Source organism: Flavobacterium sp. P1_E4 (assembly GCF_056405915.1).
Genome location: NZ_JBFUBE010000057.1, coordinates 1 through 2106 on the forward strand (window position 1 = coordinate 1; position 2106 = coordinate 2106).

A 2106-nucleotide genomic window follows, 5' to 3' on the forward strand; every position below is an offset into this window, starting at 1 on the left:
CAACTTGAATAAAAAGGATGTGTAAGGAAGTTTTTTTTTGTAATGGTTCTTGTGGGAATCACGATTGGTAATTACAGAGCTTCAAAAAAACACAATACTTAATTAGGAATTATTCTATAATTTAAATTTTCATAAGTTTTTTTTTATTGAAAGTCTGGGGTGAAAGATCACTTTGATGGTGTTTAACATCGGCTGTAAATCCATTGTCACTTTTTTGTTTTAATTTTGTAAAAAATTAACCGGTAGATGTGTTTAGTTTTTAGTTCTTTATCGTTGCTAAAGAGGTTTTATACTTTTCATGAATTTATATAATCGTTTTTTTAAAACAAGCTATTATCTTATTTTCCAATGCTTATTGTAGTCATCTTTTAATCCTTTTGGATAATACTCTGAATTATGGAATCCTTCATCATTATATTCATAAAATATATAGTAGGGATAAATTGGAATTTTCTCTCTATGTATATTGCCATCTTCGTCATTTTTATAGATGTAATCAACAAGATGTTCTTTGTCAAAATCACCATCGTTATCTACTCTAATGTCAACATAGTTTCCCAGAATAGGAGCATAGTAAGGTTTAAAAAAACGATTTAAATGAAAACTTTCTTTATAAAAATATTGGACATAATAAGTTTTTTTATTTAATCGGTCTGTAAAATTTAAGGTGTCATTCATTTCTTCTATAAGTCTTATTAAATCTTCTTTTGCTGAAGGAGGATTTTGAATAATAAAGATATCACCATTGTCATCGCCAATTTTTTCAGAATCAAATTTAAGCCAGTATATTCTAGTCCCTTGAAGTTTATAAAATAAGATAAGAGATGATAATATTGTAATAATGATTAATATGATTTTTAAGCTCTTAGTAACTTTCATTGATTATTTTGGTATTTATTTTCATTATAGTTAAAAATGGTTTATAACCACATTTGTGTTGTAATATAAACCAACATAGAAAATCACCACGCTCTAGCCGCTCTTTTGAGTGCTCTGTCTTTTATTCTTTCTTACCTCATATCATTAAAAATGTATTGAATCTTTATTTGCGATTATTATTTTGGAAAACGTTTATCGTTAATTAGTTGTGGTAAATTGGGTATTATTTAATTACAATACAGTATTGCTATGCATATTGTAGTAATTATTTTTTTATCTTTCATTTATTATAGATTATGTAAATGTTTTTTTATAGTATTTGTTTAACAAAAAATGAAATAATAAATAAATAATAGAGCAAATCAATATTGGAAAAAATGATTGTTTAAAAACATAAGAATCAATATCATAATTTGTAAACGAACTCCAATCAGACACTCTAGTTTCGAAGATATCAGTATTGATTACTTTTAGCCAAATAAAAATTAAATAGATCATTATCACAATAATAGATAAATAATCTTTTTTAATAAATTTTTAAAAAATAATGAATTAAAACAGTTGGTATGAAAATTAAAATTATTGCATATTTAATTAATACTTCATTAAATGAGCACGTTATGCAACCAGAGGAAATTTGATTTGCATATTGACCCATTGAAAGATGTGCTTGAAAAATTGTTAGAATAGCACAAAAAAAGCCAACAATAAGAGGCTTATATGATGTTGTCATTTTTAGGTTTTTTAATTATATCTTTTTTATCTTATTGTGTAGATAAATTAATATGGGTATACTTTTAACAAGTGAGAATTCAACTATATTTTTTTAAGTAGAAATAATAGTAACAAGCAAATCGGGATATTTATAAGAATAAACCACCAATATTTCACCTTATTTATATTCAGAAAATAAACTATTGTTTGGAATAATAACCAAGAAAAAAAACCAGCCGATATAGGGAAGATATTCAAAGCTAACCATGTCTTAGTTGGTATACCTCCAAAATCATAACAGAACAGTAAAAAGGAAAAAAATAAGACTAAAAATAACTCTAGAATACTTCTTTTAGTAAGAAAAACGGCTTTAAATCTCATAACTAAATTGTGTTAAAAATTGTCAGTAAATGATATTTTGGTTATAAATGGTTTGTAACCTCTAAAATGTTGTAATATAAACCAAGCTATAAAAATATCATAATCAAATTTTTCTATGTCTGGATAATCTAA

Annotated in this window: 1 protein-coding gene; it reads right to left on the minus strand. The window is 24.8% G+C overall.

What is annotated here, in order from left to right:
* Positions 1-333 precede the first annotated feature (333 nt).
* On the minus strand, positions 334-879 hold the full coding sequence (locus AC1DY0_RS18925) for a hypothetical protein (protein ID WP_477190136.1): 546 nt from the start codon (positions 877-879) through the stop codon (positions 334-336).
* Positions 880-2106: the final 1227 nt, after the last annotated feature.

What these genes read in the sequence shown, in the direction of transcription:
- AC1DY0_RS18925 (WP_477190136.1), bottom strand. Translation starts at nt 879, where the DNA reads ATGAAAGTTACTAAGAGCTTAAAAATCATATTAATCATTATTACAATA.